Below are 24,736 nucleotides of genomic sequence, written 5' to 3' on the forward strand. Positions count from 1 at the left end.
ATCACCACCTTACGTAGTCAGAAAACTTACTTCTGAACTCATCTAATTTACTGCTATCTGGCCTACTCCAGCGGCCATCATTCAAACGCTGAGTCGTGTTTTTATCACTATTTTTGAAAGAAGTTACGACCTCCCCATTTGATTCAATGATATGCACATTTCCACCACTACCCCGAACAACCCAGCGTCCATCATCTTGTACCAGTATATCTGCAGGCCTGGATTTCTGGACATCATTGATTACCGAGCCCACCGGGCGTCCTTCTTTATTCCTTATGGATGCATGTTCCCCCTGAGTGATCTTATTAAGATAAGCCAAATCATCCTGGCTCGGCCCATCCGGGATCGGCGTCGTGGTAGTGTTTCCGGCCGTAGACGGTGCGCCATCGATATTCCCGGTATTGCTGGCTCCATTCTTATCCGACTGATCCGGCGTCGTCAGCGTGGTGGCCGTGTTCTCCGTCGGGGCCGGGTTTTCCAGTTTGCCTCCGGTCGGATCTGTATCCGCTATCGGTAATTCCGTATGCGACGGTGCGTTTTCGTCATCCTTCTTCGCTTCATTGATGACTTCATTGCCAATGATCGCTGTCGCTACGCCGGCAACAACGGCCGCACATGGCCCTGTGACAAAGCACGCTGCCGTAGCCTCTCCCGCAGCCACAACGGCCGGGACAACAAACAGAAAGTTATTTTCAGCCGCCACCTGCGCCGACTGCGCCCCCTGCACCGCGTCCGCGCCGGTATTCCCCACCACACCTGCCGCCAGACCGCCCGCTATCGTCGCCAGCGTGCTGATGTACTGCTTCTGCTCTTCGTTCAGCTCCGACGGTTTCTTGCCCGGGTACAGCGCTTCCATCAGGGCACGGGCCGCCAGTTCACCGCCTGCTTCACCTGCCGCCCCCGCCAGTGCGTTATTCCCGCTCGCCTGTGCTACCACCGCACCCAGCAACGCGTGCGCCAGCGTGTTCGCCGCCACGTCCGTGTTGCCCGCCGCATCCGTCGTCGCCCGGTGGATGGCTTCGGCCAGATACGGTGCCGCCGCCCCGGTCAGCGCCTGGGCCATGTTCCCCGCCAGTACGCCCTGCAGCGCCGCCGTCACCGCCTGAATGCCCTGACGTACCGCGCCGCCCGTTCCGTACGGCGATGTCCGCATCGCCTCATCGTAGTACGACTGGAACAGCGCCTGCGTTATGTCATCCTGCGTTATCGCTTTGTTCGGGCTCGCCTGCGCCAGCTCGCTGCCCTTCGCCCGGCGCACCGCCTCCGTCGCCTCGGCCACCTTCGTGTTCGCCGCCTTCGTCGCCGCTATCGCCCCTTCCGTCGAGGCGATATCCAGCGCCTGCGCACCGATGTCCGACATCAGTTGCGCCTGCTGCATCCGGCTCTCGACCTTCTCTTTGTCGAATATCGGGTTCAGCGACCCGCTGTTCGCCCCCGCCGTATCCCGGCTCAGCCCGCTTACGTCCTGCTGCTGACCCGCCCTGTCACGGATTATCAGCGTGCCGTCGCTCACCGCCGCATAGGTCGTCCCTGATGAGGAGCCGCTCTGGTTCGCCCCCGCCAGTGCCAGCCCGCCCAGGTTGCTCAGCATCTGCATCCCTATCGGGCCGCCGGTGCCAAATCCGCCCCCGCTGTGCGACGCGCTGTACTCTGCGTGGTTGTCGATATTGCTGAACCCCAGCGTCCCCGTATCCAGCCGGTTCTTATCCGCCTCCGCCGTCGACGCTATCGCCCCGCCGTCCAGTTGCGTATGATTGCCCACCGTCACGTCAAATCCGCCCCGGCCCGCAAACAGCCCCGACTGCTCCTGCACGCTGTCGAAGTTGCTGTTCACCTTGTCACGGCTGAAGCTGAAGCTCGCGCCGCCACCCCCGCCGTAAATCGGTATCGTCACCCCGGCGCTCATGCTCTGCTGTTTGCTGTCGTAATGGTCGCTGTCCTGCTCGCTGCGTATCAGCAGGTCACGCCCCACCTGCGCCTTTATCGTCTCCGCACTGACCTGCGCACCCTGCAGCGTGGTGTCACGACCGCTGTGCAGCACCGCCGCCCGTCCTGCTTCCAGCAGCGCTTCCGTGTGTGTCACCCCGTCGCCGTGCTGGCTGCCCTTCGCCACGTTCACGCTCGCACTCACGCTCAGTCCGAAGCTGCCCGAGGCACTCACCCCCAGGCTCACCCCGATGCTGCCGCCCTGACTCTGGTTGCTCCCCTCGGTATGCTGCGTGTTGGCCGACGACAGCAGCCGGATATCCCGCGACGCATCCAGCAGCAGGTCCTGACCCGCCTTCAGGGTGCTGCCCGCCACCGTGACGTCACCGTCCGTCGCCGTCACCGACAGGTTGCGACCCGCCGTCACGCTGCTGCCCTGCGCCGTGGTCTGCGTCTGCTCCTGCACCGATTTGGACGACTGGCTGCCGTACGACACGCTGACACCCACCGTCTGGCCGCCCTGTTGACCGCCTGCCCCTTCCGACTGTGCCTGCGCCAGCCGCGCCGCCTGCACCCCCTGGGCCACGCTCAGCGCCGCCTTCGTCTGCTGCAGCGCCTTCACCCGGCCGTCCTGCGTCTCACGCGAGGACTGCGCCGTTTCCACCGCCGTGTTCAGCGCGCCGCCCACGCTACCGCTCAGCGCAATCGTCAGACCGCTCTGTTTCTGCTCCCGCGTTTCCTTCCTGTCCTGTCGATTCTCCAGCGACACCACGCTCACGTCACGCCCTTTCAGCGTCACGTCTTCACCCGCTATCAGCTCGCTGCCTGCCACACCCAGCGACCCGCCCGCGTTCAGCGTCAGCGACCCCGTGCTGCTGCCTACCGTACTGCCGCGATGTTGCTGCGCGCTCTCCGCCGTGGTGGTCTTCTGGCTGGTGCTGCCTATCGTAAACCCGATACCGCCGCTGCCCATCAGCCCGGCGTGTGTCTCCTCACGCAGGTGCGTCTGTGCATCCCGCTCCTGGGCTGCCGTTACCGTCAGGCTATTGCCCGCCGACAGGCTCACATCGCCGGTGCCTGCCACATCGCTGCCCGATATCGTCAGGTCATGGCCTGCCGCCAGTGCCACCGTATTGCCACTCAGCACGCTCGCCGCCGCCGTCTGCCGGTCTACCGTATCCTGCCGTACCGTGGTTATCCTGGAGGCAAAGCCATTGCTGCCGGTGGTCTTGTGCCGCTCATCCAGCGTGGCGGTATCCGTTCCCTGCTGGACAGTCAGGTTGTTGCCCGCCGCCAGCATCAGACCGTTGCCCGCGCTCATCGAGGCGGCCGTCGCCGTCAGGTCGCGACCCGCGCTCATGTGGATATCGCCTTTGGCGTTTACTTCGCTGCCCTGCTCGTGGCTGGCGCTTTGTGTGACCCGATTATCGCCGTTCCAGACGATGTTATCCCGGCTGGCGGTGGTGACCGTTTTCAGGTTGATATCCCGCCCGGCCGCCACCGTGGTGGTGCTGTTCTCACCGCCGTTGGTCAGCTGCGCCGCCGTCAGGTTAACGTCACGCCCGGCCTGCAATACCAGTTTCCCGGCATCGTTTTGCACATACAGACCGGCCACCCGGTCCAGCGCGGTACGGCTGAAATTGCCGTCGGCACTGGTGGCACTGCGGGTCGTCGTCGTGAGGGTGATATCCCGTCCCGCCTGCGCCGTCAGGCTGTCGTTGCCCGAAATCAGCCCACCGATGCTGGTAATATCGGTGCGGGCCTGCAACGCCAGATCATTGGCGTGGATCAGCCCACCGGTGTTGTTGAGGTTCTCTGCCAACAGGGTGGCGTTGCCTGCCGCCTGAATACGGCCGCTGTTGTTGATATCGCCGTCAACACGAATATCTGCCGTGCGCCCGGCCAGCAGCGCACCGCTGCCGTCCAGATCACCCTCTTTCAGTCGGGCGTAAACCTGTGGCACCAGCACCGTCTGGGTGGTGCCGTCCGGCGATGAAGCACTTTCAGACAACCCCGCCACTTACGCTCAGGGGTGGTGGTGGATTGCGGTGCATTAGGGTCTGCGCAGCAGATAAAAAAATCCCGGCCTGTTAAGAGCCGGGATCGTTAAGTGGAATATTAATTGGACCCTAGTCGCCCATCTGCTTGCAGGATCTCAAGGAAACGACTATACGCGCTGGGATCTGCTTCAACTAAATCATCAAGTATTTTTTCTTCTATCAGTGGTCTATAAAAAACACCATCATTGAAAAAGATAAAATCACCAGATAGTGATGACTCAAGAATTTCGACATCTTTAGCGTTATAGGCCAACAAACCATCATATCCGTTAGAGAAACCATAAAAATAAGTATTCTCACCAATCCAATAAATCCCAAAAACTTCAATGAGTTTATCTGATTTATGCTTTTTTATTTTCATATCTATTTATCCTTACCAGTAAGTGAAGGACCCGGTTGGATTTCAGATCTTTTCGGAGTCGTAATCTTCATATCATAAACCTTGCCAGTATTTACATTATATTGATAATGGACTGTTATATTCGTGCCATCAGGTAGCTCATGAGTTACCTGCATTTTCTGGAATCCCGTACCCGGAGAGAAACGAGGATCATTATTCATGTTACGCAACTGTTCCCCTGTAGATGGACTGGCTTTAACTTGATCCCAGAGAAGCCGCTCATTCAAATCTCTTGGCTCTGTAAATTGTTGCCCCGGTTTTGCTGTCGAAATATTCTCCGCATTTTTTATCAATTGCTGATAGTAAGCAGAGTTAGGCTCTTTCGTGCTTAGGTCTGGCGTATTTTTCGAGTTCTGACCAATACGCTCCAATACAGCCCTTTCAGCGTTACGTCTTCACCCGCTATCAGCTCGCTGCCTGCCACACAGATAGAACACCATCATGTTTATTTTAAATACATAGTAAAGTGTTATTGACGTATAGTTTTATGAAGGGTAACGTTACGGTTACTGCATCCATACATGTGTTTGACTAGCTATGTCTTTACCTGCTCGATTACATGCTCTACGCAAGGCTCTTGACCTGTCTCAACAGGCAATGGCCGATGCTGTCGGCCTGCATGTTAACAGTTGGAAGAAATACGAAAGCGGACAGGCAATGCCATCGGTTGAGGCATTAAAGAAAATTGCGACTACGCTTCATGTCAGTACAGACTATTTGATTTTTGATGAATATGAACGTGGACCAGAAGATTCTTTTTCCTTACTGTTTGAAGCCATAGGACAGTTGCCGGAAAGCGAACAGGCGGTTATCAGGGACGTTCTGGAAAGTCTGATTATCCGATACCAGACCCGCCGCTGGGACACAACAAGGAAGGCAGCGAAAGAAGAGTAATCTAACGCGGCATAAACGGGCGGCAACCCGTTCATACCGCTCACCACAACCAACTATCTGAGGTAGTTAATCATGGCTGGACGCGATTCTAAGTCAGAACCCCGCGCAACTGAAGTAAAACAACCCCAACGGCATTACACCGTCGGTTACGTCCCTAACGGCAGCCGGGGCAACCCGCCGCCGCAACTCACGCTGAAGGGCCGCTGGCTGGAAGATCTCGGTTTTAACACCGGACAACCCGTTATCGTCACCGTGGAGCGCGGGCGGCTGGTGATTGAGGCGGAACTTAGGATCTAACTGCTAAAAACGGCGATCCCGGCTCAGGGGCCGGGATCAGTATCATTTATAACTCTTCATATTTAATACCTTCATCGTGTTCATATGATGATGATAAAGAGTCACTAATATTTAGTTCATCACCAATATTTACAACAATCAAACTCAAACCACTTTCAAAAACCAGCTTGATGCCTATATAGGCATCCTCTATCGAAGAAGATATCGAATATACTTTCAATAGAGATTTTCCAATATAATCAACAAACAACCTTGAATTTGAAACATCCATAATTACTTCTTTGCCATATTCCCCAAGATCATTTCCCTGAGCAGGAAAGTCTGTTACCTCTAGGGTTGAACCATCCTTACTGCACCTGAAACTGGTTATGCTCTCAGTATTGGAAAAAATAAACTGTAATTGCTGAGGATGTTCAAAGTCAGGATTTTCAAAAAAATAGATCACCCCTCTCACTTCTGAAAGTCTCTCGCCAACAACATGGTTAGCCCATTCTTGATATTTCCCCAAAGGATTCATCATCTCGGATCTTTCTATCGTCATCCTTGAGCTCGCAACTGGTGATTTAGGAGGCACCCAAATTATTAGCGGTAAAAACGATCTCGGCGCGCGAAGACTGGGATTCCAGTTATGGGTTTATTTTCTTAATCTTTAAAATGTCACTTTTCAGCTCACTATCAAGATCCGACACATCAATTTGATTTATAATTTTTATTATTTCAAAAAACACATCTTTTTGGTTTTTCAGATCATCGTTCCCTAGTGTCGATAGAGAAGATATAAGCTCGCCATCATAATATTCACCGGCCAACGGATCCTCTGTCAAAACAGCCAGCACTCTTGGCATCAACTGTTCGATGCATATCTTCTGACGAATAGCACGACAAAGATCTTCCACAGCTAAACTATCAATGGGCACATCAAGGACACTTTCAAACCATACCTCAAGTGGAGATTGTTGGTCTGATTCTTGCTCTTTATTAATATCATCGATCAGTTTACGAAAAGTAATCATATCCCATGCCCTTTCAAAGCTGACTCAATTTTATTGATGGCTTCTGTAGCCCTACCATATGCAGCTTGTGCATTAGGATTATTAACGTTTTTCAAAGTATCAACGTTATTCCTTAACCCTCTGAGGGTATTTTGCATTTCCTGCATATGATCCCAACTCTCCCCATTCTTTTTAGGAACAGGATTTCAATCCATATCCTTGATAGTCCCAGCAATATCATGGTCTTTTAATCCATTTTTTATGGCGTTATCAATCTTCCAAATAGCACTCTCTTGCTTTTGATTCAGGTTTTGAACCGACTTGTCAGTATCTTGCTGCTTAGAATCATCTTCTGGCGGTGGTGGCGTACCTGTACACCCTCCAGCCACGGATTCTTCGCGCAGGCCGCCGACTCATGCTCGCTGGTTATCGCTACAAAATCAGCATCCGTTATGCGGATCACGGTGATACGACCATATATTACAGCCGATGCCCCAGCCTTAACCTGAAGGGTAACTACTGGCTAGAAGAGGCGGGGTTCGCGACAGGTACACCGCTTACCGTGGTCGTTGAGCACGGACAACTAATCATGAGCCCTCCTGTAGCTGAGTGACAGATAAAAATCCCAACCGCTGTGGGCCAAGATTTTTTATTTTAACGTAACCAGAAAGGCAGATCATTTGGGCCTAATGAATCGTATTGCTCTGATGCTCTATTAATGTCATCAATATAATACGGTGCATCGGTAAACCCCACTCTTACAGGTATATATTCATTAAAACCCTGAGAATAAACTTCAGTACATTCTAACGCTTCATCAAAGGCTTTAAAAAAACGTTTAAAAACAACAGATAAATCCCCCCCTCCAAAATCCAATCGAGAATTATGTTTATCTATTCCAAAAGATAACCAATCAACATTATTGGTTAAAATACATGACAGATCATGTTTTATATAATCTAATTCACTCTTAACTTTACAGAGATCATCATAAGATAAAGATCTACGATAAAGTTTCTCTGTTACCCAGGGGTATTTACTACCTCTAATGTCTCCTTCCAATAAAGAGACTATCAGATTAAAAAATCCTTTAACATCAGACACTGGACCGACTTCGGCCAGTGTCATCGCTGCAAGTATTCCGACATTTTTCATTCTGTTTTAAACCTGATAGAGGACGGTGCAATTGCACCGTTTGACCCGGACGCCGTCAACTGGGTCAAGCATTACCCCGGCTGGTTGACTCTCGCCGAGTCCTCCCCTTTCACCCCAGTCATATTCGGAGGTATTTGTTTGAGTACCGGAGTATCAGCGCGTAGCCCTGACAGGACGGTGTTGTCTGGTTGCTGAATAATTTCAAGCAACCGTTGAGCACGCTGATACACATTATGGCTGAATGACAGATATAAAAATCCCAGCCTGTTTTTAGGGGCTGGGATTTTTGCTAAACAAGTCCTAAAGATTCAGGTAGCTCCTTTACATATTCGCATTCATCACCTTCATATTGAGATGAGATATCTTTAAATATATTAACCAATTCATTTTTTTCTTTTTCACCGAGGAGCTGAAGTTCAGCAGCCATCTGCTCCATCGCGTCAACCGCTATATCAGGATCTAGATGATCATCGTCAGTAAACTCTAAGAATATTGCTAAATCAGCGATCACTTTCACAAGCCTAACATATTTATTCATGAACTATTTTCACCTCAATATTTTTAATACCTAGCTCATCAAATATTTTCTGAGCCCGATTAGCTTGAGCCTGATTGGGAACTTCCCACCGACCAGTCATACCATTATTTTTAAGTGCTTCAGACTGCCGTAATGCTTGATTTTTCGCCTTTTCCGTCGTAACAACAGATATTTTTCGGTCAACCATCACATTGCCATCAACACCATCGAATCTAACCGGTTTAGCCTTTCCGTCAGCATCAACCCTCTCAATGCTAGGAGCCTGACCTTTCTTCGTTTCTATATTTGAACGGGCACCAGAAGCAGAATCGTTATAGTTACGTGCACGTTGACTCATGCTGGCATTTTCATCAACCCATTTGACCTTAATTTCATCACTGGCTTTATTGATGAATTTCGAAGCCTCAGCCAAATCACCTTTAGCCAACGCTTTTTCTGCTGCTTTTAGAACACCCGCTGCAACGCGTTCTCCTGGTATCAGGGAAGCAGCCACGCTGAGATAATCCAGTGCTGACTGTGCCTCAGCAGCACTCTTAATTGTACCAATCACCGGCACAAAATCCGCCCCTGCCGCAAGGGCTTCTTTCAGCGCTTCACGCCGCTCGTCGTACATCTTCACCGAGCAGGCTTCCGCGCTTAATCCGGCACAGTTTTCCTTCTTGTAGCGCTCATTCTCAGCCTTGACGTACTCTCTGGCCTTCTGCTCCAGCGTCTTGCCCTCAGACTGCGCCTGTGCAATATCACCCAGCGAGTTATTCTCCACCGCCACCTGCGCCGACTGTGCGCCCTGCACTGCATCCGCGCCGGTATTCCCCACCACACCTGCCGCCAGACCGCCCGCTATCGTCGCCAGCGTGCTGATGTACTGCTTCTGCTCTTCGTTCAGCTCCGACGGTTTCTTGCCCGGGTACAGCGCGTCCATCAGGGCGCGGGCCGCCAGTTCACCGCCCGCTTCACCTGCCGCCCCCGCCAGTGCGTTATTCCCGCTCGCCTGTGCTACCACTGCGCCCAGCAACGCGTGCGCCAGCGTGTTCGCCGCCACGTCCGTGTTGCCCGCCGCATCCGTCGTCGCCCGGTGGATGGCTTCGGCCAGATACGGCGCTGCCGCCCCCGTCAGCGCCTGGGCCATGTTCCCCGCCAGTACGCCCTGCAGCGCCGCCGTCACCGCCTGAATGCCCTGACGTACCGCACCGCCCGTTCCGTACGGCGATGTCCGCATCGCCTCATCGTAGTACGACTGGAACAGCGCCTGCGTTATGTCATCCTGCGTTATCGCTTTGTTCGGGCTCGCCTGCGCCAGCTCGGTACCCTTCGCCCGGCGCACTGCCTCCGTCGCCTCGGCCACCTTCGTGTTCGCCGCCTTCGTCGCCGCTATCGCCCCTTCCGTCGAGGCGATATCCAGCGCCTGCGCACCGATATCCGACATCAGCTGCGCCTGCTGCATCCGGCTCTCGACCTTCTCCCTGTCGAATATCGGGTTCAGCGCCCCGCTGTTCGCCCCCGCCGTATCCCGGCTCAGCCCGCTCACGTCCTGCTGCTGACCCGCCCTGTCACGGATTATCAGCGTGCCGTCGCTCACCGCCGCATAGGTCGTCCCTGATGAGGAGCCGCTCTGGTTCGCCCCCGCCAGTGCCAGCCCGCCCAGGTTGCTCAGCATCTGCATCCCTATCGGGCCGCCGGTGCCAAATCCGCCCCCGCTGTGCGACGCGCTGTACTCTGCGTGGTTGTCGATATTGCTGAACCCCAGCGTCCCCGTATCCAGCCGGTTCTTATCCGCCTCCGCCGTCGACGCTATCGCCCCGCCATCCAGTTGCGTGTGGTTCCCCACCGTCACGTCAAATCCGCCCCGGCCCGCAAACAGCCCCGATTGCTCCTGTACGCTGTCGAAGTTGCTGTTCACCTTGTCACGGCTGAAGCTGAAGCTCGCGCCGCCACCCCCGCCGTAAATCGGTATCGTCACCCCGGCGCTCATGCTCTGCTGCTTGCTGTCGTAATGGTCGCTGTCCTGCTCGCTGCGTATCAGCAGGTCACGCCCCACCTGCGCCTTTATCGTCTCCGCACTGACCTGCGCGCCCTGCAGCGTGGTGTCACGACCGCTGTGCAGCACCGCCGCCCGCCCTGCTTCCAGCAGCGCTTCCGTGTGTGTCACCCCGTCGCCGTGCTGGCTGCCCTTCGCCGCGTTCACGCTCGCACTCACGCTCAGCCCGAAGCTGCCCGAGGCACTCACCCCGACGCTCACCCCGATGCTGCCGCCCTGACTCTGGTTGCTCCCCTCGGTGTGCTGCGTGTTCGCCGACGACAGCAGCCGGATATCCCGCGACGCATCCAGCAGCAGGTCCTGACCCGCCTTCAGGGTGCTGCCGGCCACCGTGACGTCACCGTCCGTCGCCGTCACCGACAGGTTGCGACCCGCCGTCACGCTGCTGCCCTGCGCCGTGGTCTGCGTCTGCTCCTGCACCGATTTCGACGACTGGCTGCCGTACGACACGCTGACACCCACCGTCTGGCCGCCCTGTTGACCGCCAGCCCCTTCCGACTGCGCCTGCGCCAGCCGCGCCGCCTGCACCCCCTGGGCCACGCTCAGCGCCGCCTTCGTCTGCTGCAGTGCCTTCACCCGGCCGTCCTGCGTCTCACGCGAGGACTGCGCCGTTTCCACCGCCGTGTTCAGCGCACCGCCCACGCTACCGCTCAGCGCAATCGTCAGACCGCTCTGCTTCTGCTCCCGCGTTTCCTTCCTGTCCTGTCGATTCTCCAGCGACACCACGCTCACGTCACGCCCTTTCAGCGTCACGTCTTCACCCGCTATCAGCTCGCTGCCTGCCACGCCCAGCGACCCGCCCGCGTTCAGCGTCAGCGACCCCGTGCTGCTGCCTACCGTACTGCCGCGATGTTGCTGCGCGCTCTCCGCCGTGGTGGTCTTCTGGCTGGTGCTGCCTATCGTAAACCCGATACCGCCGCTGCCCATCAGCCCGGCGTGTGTCTCCTCACGCAGGTGCGTCTGTGCATCCCGCTCCTGGGCTGCCGTTACCGTCAGGGTATTGCCCGCCGACAGGCTCACATCGCCGGTGCCCTAGTCGGTACTGATCTCAGCACAAAAATACCGTATATGATTTTATTTAAATGTATATATGGTATTATTAGTGCTGTGTTTACGTGTCAGAAGATAAGAGAGTAAGATGCTAACACTCTTAATTCTGGTAAATGATGGTTATGGATTTTGGTAAACGTCTGGCTGACCTGCGTAAAACAAAACAGCTGACTCAGGCAATGCTGGCAGAGAAAGTAGGGTGCCATGTCACCATGATTCGGCGCTATGAAACGGGTGCAGTACAACCCACACTGGACGTTATCCGCAGGTTGTCACGCTCGCTTTCCGTCAGTGCAGATACGCTGGTTTTTGATGACACCGAACGGAGTCCCGATGATGAGCTGCGTTTGCAATTTGAAGCCGTGAGCCAGTTCTCGCCTGAAGAGAAAGAAGTGGCGAGAGTGCTACTTGAAGCGCTGATCCTCAGGCACGATGCCAGCCGTTTTACCCGAAACCGGCAAGGATGATTGATACTGACATTTAACGCGGGTTGGCGGTGCGACCAACACCGGCAACCCGCTCACCACAGGCAACTAATAGAGGTAGTTACTATGGCTGGACGCGATTCTAAGTCAGAACCCCGCGCAACTGAAGTAAAACAACCCCAACGGCATTACACCGTCGGTTACGTCCCTAACGGCAGCCGGGGTAACCCGCCGCCGCAACTCACGCTGAAGGGCCGCTGGTTGGAAGACCTCGGTTTTAACACCGGCCAGCCCGTTATCGTCACCGTGGAGCGCGGGCGGCTGGTGATTGAGGCGGAGATTAGGATATAACCGATAAAAACGACGATCCCGGCGCGGAGGCCGGGATCGTTGTAAGTAGTAAAATATGTTTTTACCCTAATAACCCAATATCATCAGGATAAACAGTTAATACATCCAATGTATCACCTTTATTGTCAATGAATTCCACTTCATAACCTAACGTAGGCTCTTGATAAATCATGACAACAGCGCCTTTACATCCTTTTAGCACCGTGTCAGACAAGTCTTTTTTAGCCTCAACAACATCATATTCTCTGATCATACAATAATACCAACATATGATTATTTTTTAGCCGGAATAGCGGTAACTAATCTGACAACACCATCATTGTTCTCTATCCAACCAAATTTAACGTTAATAGTTCTACCATTAGTACCAGTTATTGGTATTACTTGGTCATATTTAGTACCGAATTGCGTATCCGATGTTTTAATCGCTGTTTTAGGATCAAAGACAATCTGTTTTGCAAGCTCACTCGAATTTTCCTTATTAAATCCAAGCGCACTATCGAACCATTCAGCTTTACTGCCTCCAACAGGGTGCTCTTTTTCCAATAGATAGGTAGCTAATTTTTTATCAACGCTTGCTTGTGTTTCAGGTGTGTTTTTGGCTGTATTAGCACTTCCCTTGTCAGCATTAGCAGCCATCGATTCAGTTTTAACAACATCAGACGGTTTTTCTACCTGAGCTATATCTTCCCCAAACTGCTTCGCCAGTGCCCCTGATGCAACAACAGCACTTATGCCACCTGCTGTGTACACTGAACCGACATAAACCCCGGCCCGTGCTTTGGCTTCATCTTCTGTATACCCGAAGCGCATAAACGCCTGGGTATAGCCTTCCAACACGTTAAAGACATCTTTTGCATTCGGGTCTGTGGAGTTCAGCAATGTCTGAATTTGCTGATAACCAGCCTGTGCCTCTTTGGGGTTCTGGTACGACAGATTGATGTAGGTATCCAACGCCTCTTTCGCTTTTGCCCTTTCTGTCTGGCAGTCACCTGTTCCGCCATGACAGGCCTGCATGACGGCCAGATCGGTTTCCAGATCCTTACGATTCAGCGCATCACGCTCCTGTTTTTCCTGCTCGGTCAGGTTCTCTTTGTGGTTGAGATACGTCTGAAGGCTCTTCTCCGTGCTGCTCAGATAGTTATTCTCCACCGCCACCTGCGCCGACTGTGCCCCCTGCACCGCGTCCGCGCCGGTATTCCCCACCACGCCTGCCGCCAGACCGCCCGCTATCGTCGCCAGCGTGCTGATGTACTGCTTCTGCTCTTCGTTCAGCTCCGACGGTTTCTTGCCCGGGTACAGCGCGTCCATCAGGGCACGGGCCGCCAGTTCACCGCCCGCTTCACCTGCCGCCCCCGCCAGTGCGTTATTCCCGCTCGCCTGCGCTACCACCGCACCCAGCAACGCGTGCGCCAGCGTGTTCGCCGCCACGTCCGTGTTGCCCGCCGCATCCGTCGTCGCCCGGTGGATGGCTTCCGCCAGATACGGTGCCGCCGCCCCGGTCAGCGCCTGGGCCATGTTCCCCGCCAGTACGCCCTGCAGCGCCGCCGTCACCGCCTGAATGCCCTGACGTACCGCACCGCCCGTCCCGTACGGCGATGTCCGCATCGCCTCATCGTAGTACGACTGGAACAGCGCCTGCGTTATGTCATCCTGCGTTATCGCTTTGTTCGGGCTCGCCTGCGCCAGCTCGCTGCCCTTCGCCCGGCGCACTGCCTCCGTCGCCTCGGCCACCTTCGTGTTCGCCGCCTTCGTCGCCGCTATCGCCCCTTCCGTCGAGGCGATATCCAGCGCCTGCGCACCGATGTCCGACATCAGCTGCGCCTGCTGCATCCGGCTCTCGACCTTCTCCTTGTCGAATATCGGGTTCAGCGACCCGCTGTTCGCCCCCGCCGTATCCCGGCTCAGCCCGCTCACATCCTGCTGCTGACCGGCCCTGTCACGGATTATCAGCGTGCCGTCGCTCACCGCCGCATAGGTCGTCCCTGATGAGGAGCCGCTCTGGTTCGCCCCCGCCAGTGCCAGCCCGCCCAGGTTGCTCAGCATCTGCATCCCTATCGGGCCGCCGGTACCAAATCCACCCCCGCTGTGCGACGCGCTGTACTCCGCGTGGTTGTCGATATTGCTGAACCCCAGCGTCCCCGTATCCAGCCGGTTCTTATCCGCCTCCGCCGTCGACGCTATCGCCCCGCCGTCCAGTTGCGTATGGTTCCCCACCGTCACGTCAAATCCGCCCCGGCCCGCAAACAGCCCCGACTGCTCCTGCACGCTGTCGAAGTTGCTGTTCACCCTGTCACGGCTGAAGCTGAAGCTCGCGCCGCCACCCCCGCCGTAAATCGGTATCGTCACCCCGGCGCTCATGCTCTGCTGTTTGCTGTCGTAATGGTCGCTGTCCTGCTCGCTGCGTATCAGCAGGTCACGCCCCACCTGCGCGGTTATCGTCTCCGCACTGACCTGCGCGCCCTGCAGCGTGGTGTCACGACCGCTGTGCAGCACCGCCGCCCGCCCTGCTTCCAGCAGCGCTTCCGTGTGCGTCACCCCGTCGCCGTGCTGGCTGCCCTTCGCCGCGTTCACGCTCGCACTCACGCTCAGCCCGAAGCTGCCCGAAGCACTCACCCCGACGCTCACCCCGATACTGCCACCCTGACTCTGGTTGCTCCCCTCGGTGTGCTGCGTGTTGGCCGACGACAGCAGTTGGATATCCCGCGACGCATCCAGCAGCAGGTCCTGACCCGCCTTCAGGGTGCTGCCCGCCACCGTGACGTCACCGTCCGTCGCCGTCACCGACAGGTTGCGACCCGCCGTCACGCTGCTGCCCTGCGCCGTGGTCTGCGTCTGCTCCTGCACCGATTTCGACGACTGGCTGCCGTACGACACGCTGACACCCACCGTCTGGCCGCCCTGTTGACCACCTGCCCCTTCCGACTGCGCCTGCGCCAGCCGCGCCGCCTGCACCCCCTGGGCCACGCTCAGCGCCGCCTTCGTCTGCTGCAGTGCCTTCACCCGGCCGTCCTGCGTCTCACGCGAGGACTGCGCCGTTTCCACCGCCGTGTTCAGCGCGCCGCCCACGCTACCGCTCAGCGCAATCGTCAGACCGCTCTGTTTCTGCTCCCGCGTTTCCTTCCTGTCCTGTCGATTCTCCAGCGACACCACGCTCACGTCACGCCCTTTCAGCGTCACGTCTTCACCCGCTATCAGCTCGCTGCCTGCCACACCCAGCGACCCGCCCGCGTTCAGCGTCAGCGACCCCGTGCTGCTGCCTACCGTACTGCCGCGATGCTGCTGCGCGCTCTCCGCCGTGGTGGTCTTCTGGCTGGTGCTGCCTATCGTAAACCCGATACCGCCGCTGCCCATCAGCCCGGCGTGTGTCTCCTCACGCAGGTGCGTCTGTGCATCCCGCTCCTGGGCTGCCGTTACCGTCAGGGTATTGCCCGCCGACAGGCTCACATCGCCGGTGCCTGCCACATCGCTGCCCGATATCGTCAGGTCATGGCCTGCCGCCAGTGCCACCGTATTGCCACTCAGCACGCTCGCCGCCGCCGTCTGCCGGTCTACCGTATCCTGCCGTACCGTGGTTATCTTAGAGGCAAAGCCGTTGCTGCCGGTGGTCTTGTGCCGCTCATCCAGCGTGGCGGTATCCGTTCCCTGCTGGACAGTCAGGTTGTTGCCCGCCGCCAGCATCAGACCGTTGCCCGCGCTCATCGAGGCGGCCGTCGCCGTCAGGTCGCGGCCCGCGCTCATGTGGATATCGCCTTTGGCGTTTACTTCGCTGCCCTGCTCGTGGCTGGCGCTTTGTGTGACCCGATTATCGCCGTTCCAGACGATATTATCCCGGCTGGCGGTAGTGACCGTTTTCAGGTTGATATCCCGCCCGGCTGCCACCGTGGTGGTACTGTTCTCGCCGCCGTTGGTCAGCTGCGCCGCCGTCAGGTTAACGTCACGCCCGGCCTGCAATACCAGTTTCCCGGCATCGTTTTGCACATACAGGCCGGCCACCCGGTCCAGCGCGGTACGGCTGAAATTGCCGTCGGCACTGGTGGCACTGCGGGTCGTCGTCGTGAGGGTGATATCCCGTCCCGCCTGCGCCGTCAGGCTGTCGTTGCCCGAAATCAGCCCACCGATGCTGGTAATATCGGTGCGGGCCTGCAACGCCAGATCATTGGCGTGGATCAGCCCACCGGTGTTGTTGAGGTTCTCTGCCAACAGGGTGGCGTTGCCTGCCGCCTGAATACGGCCGCTGTTGTTGATATCGCCGTCAACACGAATATCCGCCGTGCGCCCGGCCAGCAGCGCACCGCTGCCGTCCAGATCACCCTCTTTCAGTCGGGCGTAAACCTGTGGCACCAGCACCGTCTGGGTGGTGCCGTCCGGCAACGTTACCGTCTGGTTGACCATCCACACCATGTCGCTGGTCAGTAACCGCATCTGTTCCGCTGTCAGCGCCACCCCCGGCGTCAGCCCGTATTGCTTGCCAAACGCAATACCGGCATCCATCAGCGCCTTGAACTGGGTGTCATCGTTGCTGTAACCGTTAAGGTAACGCTGCCCGGTTAACGAGACGATCTGCTCACGTACCAGTCGCTGTTCGTAGAACCCATCCCCAAGACGCTTGTGGACGCTGGTCGGGTCGCCAGTGAGCGCACTCAGCATGTAGTCTGAACTCAGCCAGGTCTTCTGGTTGGTGAAGCGCGGGTCGGTTTCCACCAGATAACTGGCGTTACGGTCCGGGTTGGTATGAAACAGGCTGTTATCCGGTAGCCGGATGTCCGGCCCCACCAGCCTGATGATAGCCGCAGGTTTACCACTTTCCGGCGCGGTACCCGACGTTACTTCGAAAACCTGGCCGGATGGCAATGTCACCGGTTGATTGGGCAGCGCCTGCAACACGGCGGCATTCACACCGGTTGCGCCCGCTACGCTGCCGTTTACGCTGCTATCGCTGCGCCCCTGTAAGCCACGGTTGCTGGCCGCCGCCGTGAACGATTGTATCGCCCCCGGCTGCAAGGTGATCGACTGGATCTGCTCCGGCGGGGTATACGCCGCGCTATCTTGCCCTTGTTCGTCACGCCCTTTGTGACGAATACGCCAGAAACTGGTGGCGGTGCCGTTTTCAGTGATATGCCGTTCGCCGGGGACTTCCACGTTATTCAGTTGTCCGGCGTTGATCCCCAGGCCGGAACCGGCAATGATGCGGCTCTTGTCGTTCAGCACCATACCGGAAGTAATCAGCAGATTACCGCCCGACAGTATCTGGCCGGGGTCGCTTTGGATGATGCGCGACTCTTCAGTATGCCGGGTGAAATCGTAACGGATAAACTCTTCACTGCTGCCGTCCGGCGTATCTAGATGGTCAACTTCGTCATTGCCGATACTGATCTGGTCTGGGGTGTACATGGTAGTCGACCCGTCCATCCGGTACAGCTGCACCTGCTCATCCGACACCGGCACGATCGTGGTGGCAAAATGGTTATTGATGTTATTGAGCGTGCCGACATTCAGCACCATGTCGCCTGCGGCTTCAATCGTCGCACTGACGTTATTGATAACGCCCCCCTGACCGGTCGCATGGTTCTGGCTATCCAGCGCGCCGCCTATCGCCATCGCCCCGCTGCTGTAAATCAAGGCGTGCTCGTTGTTATTTAGCGCCCACATACCGAGATCCAGCCGTTGGCGGGCGGCAATCACCGGTGCCACACCATTCTGGTTGAGGTTATTGATAGTCCCGGCCTGTAGCGCCAGCGCATCACCGAAGAGGCGGCCGGTCGACAGGTTATTGAGCGTGGAGGCGGTGAGCAGCGTGCTGCTGCCATCCACCAGCCCGTAGTTGGTCAGCGTCTGACCGGCACTGAGCCGGGTGGTGGTAGCGCTGATCTCGGCTCCATTCAGGTTTTCCAGATTCGCCGCACCCAGTTGCAGTGTTGACCCGGCCTGCATCAGTGTCGCATTACGCAGCAGCCCGTTGGTCTGGAAGGTCAGCGCATTACTGGCGCGCACGCTGCCGGTGTTGATGAAGTCCTGTGTGAGCGACACCTGCATGTTGCCTAACGACAGCAGGCGGCCATCGCCGCTTAACTGATTGGCCGTCAGCGTCAGTTGTTGTTGCGCCTGTATATCGCCATTGGTGTTCAGCAGGGTATCGGCCTGAATCTCACTGCTGCCCTGACTGGATAGCATGCCGTTGCTGTTATCCAGCGCGCCGCTGAGGGTGAGCGCCAGATCTCGGCTGGCAGTGACCGCGCCGTTGCCGTTCTGCAACTGACCGGCGGTCACACTGACGTTGTTACCCAGAATCCCATTCTGGTTACGTGTGCCCTGATTCAGTACGGACCCGGCCAGCAATGTGGCCTGCTGCCCGGCATGAATCAGCCCCAGGGTGTTATCGATAACCGCCTGCACTGCATCCAGCGTCAGGTTACCCACCGCCTGCAGGGTACCGCTCTGGTTGCTGATGCCGCCATCCGCGGTCACCGTCAGGTTCCCGTTGGTGATGATAGACCCGCCCTGTGAGTTATCGAGCGATGAACCGGCCAACGTCAGGTCACCGCCGGACTGGATCTGCCCACCGGCATTGAGGATGACATTGTTTGCCGCCGGTGCTGCCGCCAACAGGGTCATGAACTGCCGGGCCGCGCTGCGCAAGGGGCGGGTATCCCAACTCAGCGACGTACCCGCCTGAATTTTACCGCCCTGATTGCTGACATCAGCCGTGCTCGCCTGCAAGGCACCCAGTGCAGCCAGTTGCCCCTGCTGGTTATTGAGGCTACCGCTGTTTAACGTCAGGTTGCGGTTGGCTATCACCGCACCACCGAGGTTACTGAACACCCCGGTACGCAGTTGGATGTCCGACTGACTGGTGATGCCGCCCTGGCTGCCACTGGCACCGTTGCTCAACGACTCGCCGTTGGTGTTTAACGACAGCAGACCACCGCTTTGTATCAACCCGGTATCGTTCTGTACTTGCAGGGTATCCATCGTCAGCATGCCGGTCGCGCCAATCCGTCCGCCCTGATTATCCAGTGCGCCCAGCGTGAGCGCGGCATCCGCGCCGCTCACCAGCAAACCGTTGCGGTTATCCACATCACCGCTGTTTAAGGTGAACGCGCCCTGGCTGAGCAACGTTCCCTGAGTGTTAATCAAACCGCCTTGCTGCAAGTCGACATCCAGCACATTCGCCCGCACCAGACCAGCGGCATTGCTCATGCCGTTCGCCTGTATCTGCAGGCGCTTACCCGCCCCCAGTTTGCCGCCGTCATTAAGCAACTGCTGTTGGCTGGTGATCAGGGCATCGCCGGAAACCGTGCTGAGCGTTCCTTGTCGGTTATCCAGTTGATCGGCCGTCAGCGTGAAATGACCCGAGCCCACATGCTGAATGCTGCCTTGCTGATTGTTGAGCTGCTGGGTTTGCAACGTCAGATCCTGCCCGTTGCTGATAATCTGCCCACCACGGTTGTCGATACCACCGCGATGATTCAGTGTCAGGCTCTGGCTACCGGTTTGGATGAGATTCCCTTTGCGGTTGGATAACCGGTCGGTACTCAGGTTCAGGGTATCCGCCTGCAATGTGCCGCCGTCGTTGTTGATGCTGACCGGCGCATTCAGTGACAACAGGGTGTCCGACTGAATATTGGCACCGCTGACTGAGACACTGCCTTGTCTGGCCGTGATTGCCACCTGTTTGCCATAAGTCTGGCTACCGCCCAGATCCACATCGCTACCGGTCACAGTCAGTTGACCTGCCGCCAGGTGTTTGCCGCTGCCCGTCAGGTTGCCATCTGCGTCTAGCGTTAGCGTGCCGCTGCCAGACAATATGCCGTCGGCACTCATACCACCGGCGATCGCCCCCGACTGGCTATTGTTTATCGTACCGCCTTTGATGCGGGTGTGGCTGGCGGCGGCGATAACGCCACTGTTGCCAAGCTGGCCGCCTGCCGTGACGGACGTTTCGCCGCTGGCGTATACCTTGCCCTGATTACTGATATCCTGACGTGAAGTCAGTTGGATATCCTGACTGGCGTTGATTGTGCCGCTATTTTCGATACGCCCGTCAGCCGTCAGCGTCACACTGCCTGCCGAGGCACCGATATTCCCGGCGTTTCTCACGCCAACCCCTTTCTCGGTGCCAATCAGGCGGATTTTCCCGGCGTACATCCCGCCCAGTTGCGAGGCATCCAGCGCCAGTTGAGGTGAGGCGCTGCCGTCACGGGTCGCCTGAATGTTGTCATGGGCGGCGCTGACCTGATTGCTACCGGTGGTGACCCGCAAATCGTTAGCCCAGATACCGGCGTTCACTTTCACAGAACGGGCGATGATATCGGTGTAATCCTGGGTGCGGCTGTCCAGCCCACCGCCCTGAATAATGATTTCACCTTGTCGCACGTCATAACCGGTCAGATTGCCGTCCTGCATCTGCGCCCGACCAGTGGTGAGCGTCGCCCGATTAGCATTAATAAAACCGCAGCCATCACAGGTGATGCCCGCCGGGTTCGCGATAATCACCTGCGCCCGGGTGCCAGCTACCTCCACATACCCACCCAGGCGGCTGGGGTTGCTGGAATTCACCTCATTAAGGATGACTTTGGCCTCACCCTGCGCCAGATAGGGGTTACGTTCAACCCAGCCACCCTGCTGCGTCTGGATACGTTCCCGCGAGTTATTGAGGATGGCACCTTTGCCATCCACATCAAACTGGCTGTAGGTATTGCGGGATACGCCGCCTGCGCTGGGCGTCTGGATATTAACCTGCGGCACCCCGTTGGCGGTGTTGATGATCACCGGTTGCTGGTTAGCTGGCGCACCCGCGTCCGCCACAATCCCCGCCTGAGCGGGTGCCACCACGGACACACAACCAAGCGCGGTCAGCAGTGCAAAACCCAACGGAGAAAGACGAGCCCACTGATGCGGCAAAAGGGTACCGGGTCGTGAGGAACGGCCGCCACCACCTTGTCCTGATCGGGCAATATCCGCCACAACCATCAACATACCGCGGCTTTTGTTGAAAATGATCCGGTAGAGCAATTTGTTCACAGCAAGATATCCTTATCGAATGTAAATCTCGGGAAGCGGTTCAGCTAAAGGGTGTTGTTGCAGCCAGTGATCGCGTGACTGACGTGATACCTGATCGCCATGGTGCACGAAGACGCGTTTGCCACGTCTGGCACCCTGATGGTCAAGCGAGCGGAAGCAGTAATCCGGCAATAAGGTGCGGCAGACCAGATGGCGCATGGCGCGAGAATGGCCGAAGGGCGCGATCCAATCGATAATCCACATGCGATCGCCACAGGCCCAGTCGTCCTGCGGCATCAGAATAGAGGGCTGGGTGAGGTAACGCCGTTCAGCCTCGGCATTCAGCCATGCCCAGCTCATAAAGAAAATCGGCTGTTGCTGCTGACTCACCACCACGTATTGCTGGTGCTTGATAATCGGCAACAGTAATGTCGATAACGCCTGTAAAGGCGCGTCACGGTGCAGCGGCGAATGCATCCAGAGCCACACGGCGGCCCCCAGTATTTCCGCTTCGCTGCTTTCGCCGCCAATCAACGCTGGCGACTGAACGTCAAAATGGTCAATCTGCATCCTTGCCAGGTCCTAATACTGCCAGTTGAGGGTAAATCCGACTGTTACCGGGCTGGTGTTGAATCCATCGGGTTTAGAGAGCGGAATACCGGCGAACAGGTCATAGTTAATGCTCTTAACCGCGCCGCGCCAGCCCAGCACGCCCCCGGCCAGATGACGTCCCAGCAAGGTATCGCTGCCGCCGCCATCCACTGCGCCATAATCCACGCCGAGATAGAGTGACTGCCCCGGCAACGGTGTCGTCCACACCAGTTCATTGCGAACCAGCCAGCCATCATCGGCATTCAGGGTGCGTTCGCCGTCAAATCCGCGCACCGTCCAGCGGTTGCCGATGGCAAATTGCTCCTGGGGGGTCAGCCGGGTCAGACTGTGCTGTTGCTGGTATTGCAGGTTATAGGTGAAAGGTTGCGCCAACAGATGGAAAGGCACCTCCAGTTGCGATGACCACTGCAAAATCTTCGACAACTCGGTGCCTTCATCAAACGCTTCTTCCGGTGCCGGTAATGCGCCGAACCAGCGGGTGCCGCGCTGGTAGCTGACCGCCATATCCAGCGTGGATTGCCCGATATAGTGACGATGCTGTAAACCAAGACGCCAGGCGGCACTGTTACGCCGCTGCACTTCCACTTCGGTGTCGTTGATGTAATTTCGTGTCTGGCGGGTGAGCAGCTCGTAGCTGACCGATGTTTTCTGCGTGGCATTGCGATGAATAACCCGCCGCAGGCTGGCGTTAAGATTCTGGCTGCGACCGCTGTATTTATATTCCTGATTAATACCGGCGATCGTCTGGTGGTAGTCGTACCCGCTGGTGGTAATACCCGCCAGCCAATAGCCCCACGGCACCGAATAGTGCGCGGTATAGTTTTGGCTGGATTGGGCGCTACGCCATTGCAGATCGTGGGTTGCAGACACATAGAACATGTCACTGAGCGATAGCGGGTTATCCAGAAACAGCGTCATCCCGCCCTGATAACGGCCGGTACTGCGCGTACCCGAGTCATCCAGCGAGGTCGCCACACGCCAATGGCGGGACTGTTTCCAACTGATATCGACATCACTCTCACCCGGCTGCTCACCGGGGACAATCTGCATGTCGGCTTTTACCGTCGGCAAGCGCTGCATATTTTCCAGCCCTTGCTCGATATCACGCAGATTCAGCAGGTTACCTTCGTGCGCAGGCAGTGCGCTATAGAGCTGCACATAACTATCGCTCCCCGGCGTCAGTACCACGTGGCGAATCGTCCCCGCCACCAACGCCAGTTTGAGGGTACCGCTTTTGAGATCCTGCGCGGGTGCCAGGACACGCGATGTCACATAGCCATACTCAACCAGCCGGTTCTGTAACCGGCTCATCAGCAGGTTGATGCCCTTTACCCCAAGGCACTGCCCACGGCCTGTATCTGCCAGACGCTGTAGCGGTAGCCATGAAGGAAAGGAGGCCAGCCCATCCAGTTCAACCCGGTCAATATCAAAGCAGGGCTGCTCACCAGGAAACCCGTCGCCAGATACCTCTTCCAGCGAGGTCTGAAACCGGACATCCGGTGTTACCGGTGCCAGCTTTTTCTCCTGAGCACGCAATCGTTCTTGCTGGCTAATGGATTGCTGTTCCAGCGGGGTGCTGGGTTCCGCAGCAGACGCCGAAAAACAATAAGAAACTGAAAATAAAAAGTAAAATTTAAGAAATAAGGGGAATTGCTTAAAACAGGCGTAATTGCGCCTTCTTCCCTGAAGATCAATGAGCATAGCTATCCGTTTCGTCAAAAAACTGTAAAGAAACATACAATAATTTACGATGCGGAGTTTACAGAAACGGGTAAGAGAACAAAACAGGTTGCTTAGTTGGATTTTTTATAAGCAGCTATTGATTAGCATTAAGAATATTTTAAGAAAGAACGCGGAAGAGTCAGGCCCCCCGTGGATGGGGGGCCGCAGCAGGCTTAGCGGCGTACCGCCGGGATCTGCTGAGTAATACAGTGGATATTGCCGCCACCCAGCAAGATCTCGCGCGCCGGAACACCACTTATCAGGTAGTCGGGGAACATCTGTTGCAACAGCGCATGTGCCTCGCCGTCAGTACGTTCATCCAACAGCGGATAAATCACCTGCTTGTTGCTGATCAGGAAATTGACGTACGACCCTGCCAGCCGTGACCCGGCGTTACGCTCGATAGCATTACCCTCGGTCACGCCCGCCGCTTCTTCCGGAGTCGCGTACAGCGGGCCGGGTGCCGGTAGTTTCCAAATTTTTAGCGACCGGCCCTGTGCATCCTTCGTCTGGGACAACACCTGATACGCCGCCTGAGAGCGGGCATACTGCGGGTCGGTTTCATCGTCCGTCCAGTGCAGCGCCACTTCGCCGGGGCGGATAAAACAGCACATGTTGTCGATATGGCCATCGGTTTCGTCGTTATAGACGCCTTCATCCAGCCAGATAAAAGCCGACACACCGAGATAATCCCGCAGGTGCTGCTCAATCTGCGCTTTGCTCAGATGCGGATTACGGTTCGGGTTTAACAGGCACTCGGCAGTAGTCAGCAACGTGCCTTCGCCATCGGTGTGGATCGAGCCACCTTCCAGAATCAGCGGGGCAACATAGCGCGCATCGCCGTGATAGGCCAGCACCTGCGCTGCCACGTTCTCGTCACGGCTCCAGTCTTCATACAGGCCACCCAGCGCGCCACCCCAGGCGTTGAATTGCCAGTCGACGCCACGACGCTCACCGGCCGCGTTCAACACCACGGTAGGCCCGGTGTCACGTACCCAGGCGTCATCGCTTTCCATTTCCACCAGCGTCACGCCAGCCGGCATCACGCTTTTAGCCAGCGCCATCTGGTCACGCGGCACGCCCATCACAACCGGCGTGGTTTGCGAAATAGCCGCAGCAACGGCAGCAAAAGTACGCTGGGCGGGAATCTCGTCGCCCTGCATGCGCCAGTTGTCGCGGCGGTACGGCCACAACATCCACACCGCGTCGTGCGGCGCCCATTCCGCTGGCATGGCGAAGCCGTCTTGCAACGGCGTGGTCAGCTCAGACATCA

Annotated in this window: 18 protein-coding genes and 1 pseudogene; 5 read left to right on the plus strand and 14 right to left on the minus strand. The window is 56.9% G+C overall.

All coding sequences use genetic code 11. The features are described 5' to 3' along the window. Position 1 precedes the first annotated feature (1 nt). The 3 genes from FGI04_RS17885 to FGI04_RS17895 form a co-directional block, all read right to left on the minus strand. Positions 2-3,946: a hemagglutinin repeat-containing protein gene (locus FGI04_RS17885; RefSeq protein ID WP_407337055.1), complete on the minus strand. Its 3,945-nt coding sequence runs from the start codon at positions 3,944-3,946 to the stop codon at positions 2-4. A 98-nt stretch (positions 3,947-4,044) separates the two neighbouring features. Beyond that, positions 4,045-4,347: a hypothetical protein gene (locus FGI04_RS17890; protein ID WP_407337056.1), complete on the minus strand. Its 303-nt coding sequence runs from the start codon at positions 4,345-4,347 to the stop codon at positions 4,045-4,047. Positions 4,348-4,349: 2 nt separating this feature from the next. Further along, on the minus strand, positions 4,350-4,757 hold the full coding sequence (locus FGI04_RS17895; protein WP_407337057.1) for a hypothetical protein: 408 nt from the start codon (positions 4,755-4,757) through the stop codon (positions 4,350-4,352). A gap of 166 nt (positions 4,758-4,923) precedes the next feature. On the opposite strand from FGI04_RS17895, the gene FGI04_RS17900 reads away from it, so the two are divergent. Together FGI04_RS17900 and FGI04_RS17905 are read left to right on the plus strand one after the other, a co-directional pair. After that, positions 4,924-5,280, plus strand: coding sequence for a helix-turn-helix domain-containing protein (locus tag FGI04_RS17900; protein WP_407337058.1), 357 nt, complete (start codon positions 4,924-4,926; stop codon positions 5,278-5,280). 72 nt (positions 5,281-5,352) lie between these two features. After that, the gene (locus FGI04_RS17905; RefSeq protein ID WP_407337059.1) at positions 5,353-5,577 is read left to right on the plus strand and encodes a SymE family type I addiction module toxin; all 225 of its coding nucleotides are present in this window, start codon (positions 5,353-5,355) and stop codon (positions 5,575-5,577) included. A gap of 46 nt (positions 5,578-5,623) precedes the next feature. Here the strand turns inward: FGI04_RS17905 and FGI04_RS17910 are convergent, their stop codons facing one another. From FGI04_RS17910 to FGI04_RS17920, 3 genes and pseudogenes are all read right to left on the minus strand, one after another. Further along, positions 5,624-6,097, minus strand: a complete 474-nt coding sequence (locus FGI04_RS17910; RefSeq protein WP_407337060.1) for a hypothetical protein — start codon at positions 6,095-6,097, stop codon at positions 5,624-5,626. Between the two features lie 106 nt (positions 6,098-6,203). Further along, positions 6,204-6,590, minus strand: a complete 387-nt coding sequence (locus FGI04_RS17915) for a contact-dependent growth inhibition system immunity protein (protein ID WP_407337061.1) — start codon at positions 6,588-6,590, stop codon at positions 6,204-6,206. Beyond that, positions 6,587-6,955: pseudogene (locus FGI04_RS17920) on the minus strand (polymorphic toxin type 28 domain-containing protein); the annotation flags it as partial. The gene FGI04_RS17915 and the pseudogene FGI04_RS17920, both read right to left, overlap by 4 nt. A gap of 29 nt (positions 6,956-6,984) precedes the next feature. Between FGI04_RS17920 and FGI04_RS17925 the strand changes: the two are divergent. Further along, positions 6,985-7,182 carry a SymE family type I addiction module toxin gene (locus FGI04_RS17925; RefSeq protein WP_407337062.1) on the plus strand — a complete coding sequence of 66 codons (198 nt, stop codon included), beginning with the start codon at positions 6,985-6,987 and terminating at the stop codon, positions 7,180-7,182. A 41-nt stretch (positions 7,183-7,223) separates the two neighbouring features. On the opposite strand, the gene FGI04_RS17930 is transcribed toward FGI04_RS17925, so the two are convergent. From FGI04_RS17930 to FGI04_RS17940, 3 genes are all read right to left on the minus strand, one after another. Continuing rightward, entirely contained in the window at positions 7,224-7,724 is a 501-nt protein-coding gene (locus FGI04_RS17930) for an Imm70 family immunity protein (protein ID WP_407337063.1), read from the minus strand. A 289-nt stretch (positions 7,725-8,013) separates the two neighbouring features. After that, positions 8,014-8,262 (minus strand): hypothetical protein, encoded by a 249-nt coding sequence (locus tag FGI04_RS17935; protein WP_407337064.1) that lies wholly within the window; start codon positions 8,260-8,262, stop codon positions 8,014-8,016. After that, the gene (locus tag FGI04_RS17940; protein ID WP_407337066.1) at positions 8,255-11,320 is read right to left on the minus strand and encodes a hemagglutinin repeat-containing protein; all 3,066 of its coding nucleotides are present in this window, start codon (positions 11,318-11,320) and stop codon (positions 8,255-8,257) included. Before FGI04_RS17940 ends, FGI04_RS17935 begins: the two co-directional genes overlap by 8 nt. 152 nt (positions 11,321-11,472) lie before the next feature. Here FGI04_RS17940 and FGI04_RS17945 point away from each other — a divergent pair, with 152 nt between their 5' ends. Both FGI04_RS17945 and FGI04_RS17950 read left to right on the plus strand, forming a co-directional pair. Continuing rightward, positions 11,473-11,817 (plus strand): helix-turn-helix domain-containing protein, encoded by a 345-nt coding sequence (locus FGI04_RS17945; protein WP_219952106.1) that lies wholly within the window; start codon positions 11,473-11,475, stop codon positions 11,815-11,817. 84 nt (positions 11,818-11,901) lie between these two features. Next, positions 11,902-12,126, plus strand: a complete 225-nt coding sequence (locus FGI04_RS17950) for a SymE family type I addiction module toxin (RefSeq protein WP_407337067.1) — start codon at positions 11,902-11,904, stop codon at positions 12,124-12,126. A gap of 61 nt (positions 12,127-12,187) precedes the next feature. Here FGI04_RS17950 and FGI04_RS17955 read toward each other — a convergent pair whose 3' ends face one another. The 5 genes from FGI04_RS17955 to aguA all read right to left on the minus strand — a co-directional run bounded on the left by FGI04_RS17955 (position 12,188) and on the right by aguA (position 24,734). Continuing rightward, the gene (locus FGI04_RS17955) at positions 12,188-12,379 is read right to left on the minus strand and encodes a DUF4926 domain-containing protein (protein ID WP_038911233.1); all 192 of its coding nucleotides are present in this window, start codon (positions 12,377-12,379) and stop codon (positions 12,188-12,190) included. Positions 12,380-12,399: 20 nt separating this feature from the next. After that, the gene (locus FGI04_RS17960) at positions 12,400-21,150 is read right to left on the minus strand and encodes a two-partner secretion domain-containing protein (RefSeq protein ID WP_407337068.1); all 8,751 of its coding nucleotides are present in this window, start codon (positions 21,148-21,150) and stop codon (positions 12,400-12,402) included. Between the two features lie 12 nt (positions 21,151-21,162). Further along, positions 21,163-21,699, minus strand: a complete 537-nt coding sequence (locus FGI04_RS17965) for a toxin-activating lysine-acyltransferase (RefSeq protein WP_342699627.1) — start codon at positions 21,697-21,699, stop codon at positions 21,163-21,165. A 12-nt stretch (positions 21,700-21,711) separates the two neighbouring features. Next, the gene (locus tag FGI04_RS17970) at positions 21,712-23,442 is read right to left on the minus strand and encodes a ShlB/FhaC/HecB family hemolysin secretion/activation protein (RefSeq protein WP_407337069.1); all 1,731 of its coding nucleotides are present in this window, start codon (positions 23,440-23,442) and stop codon (positions 21,712-21,714) included. Positions 23,443-23,636: 194 nt separating this feature from the next. After that, positions 23,637-24,734, minus strand: a complete 1,098-nt coding sequence (gene aguA, locus FGI04_RS17975; RefSeq protein WP_407321986.1) for an agmatine deiminase — start codon at positions 24,732-24,734, stop codon at positions 23,637-23,639. Between the last annotated feature and the right edge of the window lie 2 nt (positions 24,735-24,736).

The organism is Dickeya ananatis, assembly GCF_019464615.1.
Taxonomy (GTDB): Bacteria; Pseudomonadota; Gammaproteobacteria; order Enterobacterales; family Enterobacteriaceae; genus Dickeya; species Dickeya oryzae.